General features: G+C 75.0%; 7 protein-coding genes. All 7 read left to right on the top strand.

Annotated features, from left to right (window positions below):
* Positions 1 to 247: pyridoxine 5'-phosphate synthase (locus tag VMR86_03895; GenBank protein HTO06177.1), on the top strand; the 247-nt coding region annotated here is incomplete at its 5' end.
* Entirely contained in the window at positions 231 to 608 is a 378-nt protein-coding gene (acpS, locus tag VMR86_03890) for a holo-ACP synthase (protein HTO06176.1), read from the top strand. The genes VMR86_03895 and acpS, both read left to right, overlap by 17 nt.
* A complete protein-coding gene (locus tag VMR86_03885; GenBank protein HTO06175.1) occupies positions 605 to 2179 on the top strand; it encodes an NAD(P)H-hydrate dehydratase in 1575 nt (524 codons plus the stop codon). The genes acpS and VMR86_03885 overlap by 4 nt, the downstream gene beginning before the upstream one ends.
* Positions 2148 to 2630: a tRNA (adenosine(37)-N6)-threonylcarbamoyltransferase complex ATPase subunit type 1 TsaE gene (gene tsaE, locus VMR86_03880; GenBank protein HTO06174.1), complete on the top strand. Its 483-nt coding sequence runs from the start codon at positions 2148 to 2150 to the stop codon at positions 2628 to 2630. Before VMR86_03885 ends, tsaE begins: the two co-directional genes overlap by 32 nt.
* The gene (locus tag VMR86_03875; GenBank protein ID HTO06173.1) at positions 2621 to 3859 is read left to right on the top strand and encodes an aspartate kinase; all 1239 of its coding nucleotides are present in this window, start codon (positions 2621 to 2623) and stop codon (positions 3857 to 3859) included. Before tsaE ends, VMR86_03875 begins: the two co-directional genes overlap by 10 nt.
* 43 nt (positions 3860 to 3902) lie before the next feature.
* On the top strand, positions 3903 to 4301 hold the full coding sequence (locus VMR86_03870) for a helix-hairpin-helix domain-containing protein (GenBank protein ID HTO06172.1): 399 nt from the start codon (positions 3903 to 3905) through the stop codon (positions 4299 to 4301).
* Between the two features lie 231 nt (positions 4302 to 4532).
* The coding region (locus VMR86_03865) for a cysteine desulfurase family protein (protein HTO06171.1) at positions 4533 to 5549 on the top strand (1017 nt) is incomplete at its 3' end.

Here is a 5549-nt window from a genome sequence, read left to right as displayed (position 1 = left end):
CTACGCCGAGCGCGGCCCCGACCACGAGAACGAGGTGCGGCGCATCGAGGACGCGATCCGGCTCGCCGCGAAGCTCCACCTCGAGATCGGCGTGGGTCACGGGCTCGACTACCGCAACGTCGCGCGCCTGGCGCGCATCGGTGAGATCGAGGAGTTCTCGATCGGTCATTCGATCGTGTCTCGCGCGATCTTCGTCGGGCTCGAAGCGGCGGTGCGCGAGATGAAGTCCCTTGTCGGGCGGACTTAGGGGCGTCGGGCTCGCGCTGGTCGAGGTGCCGCGCTTCCGCGCGGTGCTCGAGCGCCGCGGCGACGCCTTCGCCGAGCGCGTGTTCTCGCCCGGCGAGCTCGCCTACGCGCGCGCCAAGAAGCTGGGCTGGCAGAACCTGGCCGCGCGCTTTGCCGCCAAGTCGGCGGGCCGGGCGGCGCTGCGCCGCGCGCTCGGCCGCACCCTGCCGCTGGCGGGCCTCGAGGTGGCGCGCATGAAGAGCGGGGCGCCGTTGCTCGCGCTGACCGAGCGCGCGCAGGTCAGCGAGAGCTTCGAGTTCCAGCTCTCGCTCACGCACGACGCCGACTTCGCCCTGGCCAGCGTGTGGGTGGAGGCGAAGTGACTCCCGATGCGCGCGGCTGGCCGTGTCCGAGCGCCGACGAGATGCGCGCGGTCGACGCCGACGCGATCGCGCGGCTGGGCATCCCCGCGCGCACCTTGATGGAGGCGGCGGGCCGCGCCGTGGCCGAGGCCGTCGCGACTCACTACCCGCAGTGCCGCCGGCCGCTCGTGGCGTGCGGACCGGGCAACAACGGCGGCGACGGCTACGTGGTGGCGCGCCTGCTCGCGCAGCAGGGGCGGGGCGTGACGCCGCGCGTGCTCGAAGTCTCGGAGCTGCCGCGCCAGAGCCCCGAGGCGAAGGCCAACCGCGACCTGTGCCTGGCGGCGGGGATCGAGCTGCGCGCGGGCGCCGGCGTGGCCCGGGCGGCGCTCGCCGGCTGCGACCTCGTGGTAGACGCGCTGTTCGGCGTGGGACTGTCGCGCCCGGTGACCGGCGAGCCGGCGGCCATGCTCACGGCGCTCGCGGGCGCCGGGCTGCCGATCGTGTCGGTCGATGTGGCCTCCGGCGCGTCTAGCGACACGGGGCTCGCCCTGGGCTTCGCGCTCGAGCCCGAGCTTTGCGTCGCGCTGGGCCTGCCCAAGCTCGGGCAGGCCCTGGTCGCGGGCTCGGGCCGCGTGCTCGTGGCCGACATCGGCCTCCCGGCGGAGTCGGTCGCGCGCGCCGGCATCCGCGCGCACCTCCTGACGCGGAGCGCCGCGCGCGCGCTCCTGCCGCCGCGCCCCGCGACGGGTCACAAGGGCACGTTCGGCCACGCGCTGGTCGTGGGCGGGTCACTGGGCAAGACCGGCGCGGCCATCCTCTCCGCGCTGGGCGCGCTGCGCGCGGGCGTCGGTCTGCTCTCGATCGCGGCCCCGCGCGCGCTCGTGCCGATCCACGCGGCGCAGCTGGCCGAGGCGATGTGCGTGGCGCTCGCCGATGCCGGCTCGGGCGAGTTCGCGGCCAGTCACTCGGCGGAGATCGCGCGCGAGGCCGCGGCGCGCGACGCGCTGGTGCTGGGCCCCGGGCTCGGCCAGAGCGACGGCGCCGCCGCGCTGGCGCGCGCGCTCGCCACCGGCGCCGCCGTGCCGGCCGTGATCGACGCCGACGCGCTGAACGCCTTCGCCGGCGCGCTCGAGTCACTGCGCGCGCGCGCGCCGCGCGTGCTCACCCCGCACCCGGGTGAGGCCGCGCGCCTGCTCGGGCGCGACAGCGCGGCAATCCAGGCCGACCGGGCCGGCGCCGCGCGTGCGCTGGCGGCGGGTGCGCAGGCCATCGTCGTCCTGAAGGGGGCGCGCACGGTCGTGGCGAGCCCCGCGGGCGAGCTCTCGATCAACCCGACCGGCGGCCCCGGCCTCGCGGCGGGCGGCTCGGGCGACGTGCTCGCGGGCGTGATCGGCGCCTTGCTCGCACGCGGCCTTCCGGCCTGGGACGCCGCGCGCCTCGGCGTGTACCTGCACGGCCTCGCGGGCGATCTCGGCCCGCTCCAGGGCGGACTCGCCTCCGAGCTCGCGGCGCGCATTCCCGCCGCCTGGCAGGCGCTCGCCGCGGCAGAATCTCCCGATGAACCCGGCATTCTCCGTCCGCTCGCGTAGCGCCGACCAGACCCGCGCGCTGGGCCGGGCCCTGGGCGAGCGGCTGCGCGGCGGCGACGTGGTCGGGCTGTCCGGGCCCTTGGGCGCCGGCAAGACCTGCTTCGTGCAGGGCCTGGCGCGCGGGGTGGGCGTGCCGGACTCGGCCGCAGTCACCAGCCCGACCTTCGTGCTGGTCGCGGAATACCCGGGACGCCTCTGGCTGAGACACGCGGACTTCTATCGGGTAGAAAGCTACGCTCGCCTGCTCGACGCGGGCTTCGACGACCTCGCGGCCCCGGACGGGGTGCTGGTCGTCGAGTGGCCTGAGCGCTTCCCCGAGGCCCTCCCCGCAGACCGCCTCGAGCTGCGCATCGCGGCCGATGCGGTGTCGGGCGAGCGCGAGATCGGGATCGAAGCGCGCGGCGAGCGCGCGCGGGAGCTGTTGAAGGAACTCGAGTCGTCATGGCGCTGATCGTCCAGAAATACGGGGGCACCTCGGTGGCGGGGGCGGAGCGCATCCGCAACGTGGCGCGCCGCGTGGTCGACACCCAGAAGCGCGGGCACGAGGTCGTGGTCGTGGTGTCCGCGATGGCGGGAGTCACCGACCAGCTCGTCGCGCTGGCGCACGAGATCTCGCCCAGCCCCGACCCGCGCGAGTACGACATGCTGGTATCGACCGGCGAGCAGCAGACGATCGCGCTCCTGGCCATGGCGATCCAGACGCTGGGCGTGCGCGCGCGCAGCTTCACCAGCGCCCAGGTCAAGGTCTACACCGACGACGACCACGCGCGCGCGCGCATCCACCGCATCGACACCGCGCGCATCCGCGACGAGATCGCGGCCGGCGGCATCGCGGTGCTGCCCGGCTTCCAGGGAGTCACCGACGACGGCGACATCACCACGCTCGGGCGCGGCGGCTCCGACACCAGCGCGGTGGCGGTGGCGGCGGCGCTCGGCGCCGACGTGTGCGAGATCCTGACCGACGTCACCGGCGTGTTCACCAGCGACCCGCGCATCGTGCCCAACGCGCGCAAACTCGAGCGCATCTCCTACGACGAGATGCTCGAGATGGCGAGCCTCGGCTCCAAGGTGCTGCAGATCCGCTCGGTGAAGTTCGGCAAGCAGTTCCGAGTTCCGGTCCACGTGCGCAGCACGTTCAGCGACGAGGAGGGCACCTGGGTGGTTCCCGAGAGCGAGATCATGGAGCGCCTGGTGGTTTCGGGCGTCACCTACAACCGCGCCGAGGCCAAGGTCACGATCTTCGGCGTGCCCGACGTGCCGGGCATCGCGGCGCGCATCTTCGGGCCGCTCAGTGACTCGGGCATCGTGGTCGACATGATCGTGCAGAACGTCTCGACCCAGGGTCACACCGACATGACCTTCACGGTCGCGCGCGGCGACATGAAGCGCGCGCTCGCGCTGGTGGAGCAGGTGGGCCGCGAGCTCGGCGCCGCGGGCGTGAAGTCCGACAGCGGCATCGCCAAGATCTCGGTCGTGGGCCTGGGCATGAAGGACCACGCGGGCGTGGCCGGGAAGATGTTCAAGGTGCTCTCCGACCACAACATCAACATCCAGATGATCAACACCTCCGAGATCAAGATCTCCGTGGTGATCGACGAGAAATTCACCGAGCTCGCGGTGCGCGCGCTGCACGACGCGTTCGAGCTCGGCGCGACCGCGGCGGAGGCCGAAGACGCCTGACCCGGGGCCTCGCGTCCCGGCGACGGGCGCCGCGCGCGCGGCCGTGTGGGGAGCGCTCGCGGCCGCGGCGCTGGGCTTCGCCCTGCCGCCCGCCGCGCCCGGGCGCCTCGCGCTCGTGGCCGACACCGAACGGTGTCGGCTGGGCGCGCTCGGCTCGGGCCCGGCCTGTGACTGCGCGCGCACGCCGCTCGGGGTGCGCGAGGCGCTCGGGCTGGCCGCGCCGCTGAACCGGCTGTCGGCGCGTGGGCTCGAGCGCGTGCCGGAGATCGGCCCGGCGCGCGCAGCCGCGATCGTGGCCGAGCGCGAGCGCGGCGGCCCCTTCGCGAGCCTCGAAGAGCTGGCGGCCCGCGTGCCCGGGATCGGCCCCAAAACGGTCGACCGGATCCGGTCCCGCTTGTTTGTCGCGGGACCGGATCCGGCCTGTGGGGGGAGGCGGGAGTAGGGGGGAGTCCGAGTCCGCCTCGAGGTCGCCGGCCGTACAGCAAGGAGGGAGTCGCCCGGCGCTCCCGAGGCGTGCCCCGGGATTGAGCAAGCCACGTGCCGCGCGGGGCCGGCTCAAACACGGTCCAAGCGTGCGCAAGAGAGTCGTGCGGGTGAGAGAGGAGGAAGCGCGCCTCCACCGCTAGTCTCCCCAGGGGCGTGGGCAGGGTGCCCACGCGAGCATGGGGACTCCTTGATCTATCTGGACCACAACGCCTCGGCACCTCTGCGACCGGAGGCCCTGCGGGCGCACCAGGAGGCGCTGGAGCGCGTGTTCGGGAACCCTTCGAGCGCGCATGCCGCGGGCGCCGAGGCGCGCGCCGTGCTGTCCCGCGCGCGCCGGCAGGTGGCCGCGCTGGCCGGAGTCGCGCCGGAGGGGCTCGTGTTCACCAGCGGCGCGAGCGAGGCGAACAACACCGTTCTGTGTGGGCTCGAGCCGGGTGCCCGGCTCGTGACTTCCGCGGTCGAGCACCCCTCGTTGCTCGAGGCCGCGGCCGCTGCGCGCGCGCGCGGCGTGCGCGTGACGGTCGTGCCGGTGGAGCGCGACGGGCGGCTCGACCCGGACCGCTTCCGGGCCGCGCTCGAGCCGGGCAGCGCGCTGGCCTCGGTGCAGTGGGCGAACCACGAGACGGGCGTGCTGCAGCCGATCGCGGAGCTCGCGGCCGCCGCTCGCGCGGCCGGCGTTCCGTTCCACACCGATGCCGCGCAGGCCTTCGGCAAGACCGCCCTCGCGCTCGAGTCACTCCCGATCGACCTGGCCTCGCTCTCGAGCCACAAGCTGGGCGGCCCGAAGGGCGTGGGCGCGCTCTGGCTGCGCCCGCGGGCTCCGTTCGCGCCGCTGCTCCACGGCGGCCAGCAGGAGCGCGGCCGGCGGGCGGGCACCGAGAACGTGCCGGCGCTCGCCGGCTTCGGCGCCGCCTGCGAGGCCGCGGGCGCGGAGCGCGCCGACCGGGCGGAGCTGCGCGACTCACTCTGGCGCGGGATCGCCGCCTCCGTGCCGGACCCGGTGCGGAACGGCGGGCCCGAGCACGTGCTGCCCCACGTGCTCGACGTCTCGTTCCCCGGCGCCTCGGGCGAGGCGCTGGTCGAGGCGCTCGACCTGGAGGGCATCGCGGTCTCGACCGGCGCCGCGTGTCACTCGGGCTCGACCGAGCCGTCGCCGGTGCTGCTCGCCATGGGCGTGCCGGCCGAGCTCGCGCGCGCCGCGCTG

The organism is Myxococcota bacterium, assembly GCA_035498015.1.
Taxonomy (GTDB): domain Bacteria; phylum Myxococcota_A; class UBA9160; order SZUA-336; family SZUA-336; genus VGRW01.
Note: the sequence above shows the minus strand (reverse complement) of the source record. Positions and strands in the feature narration are given on the sequence as shown.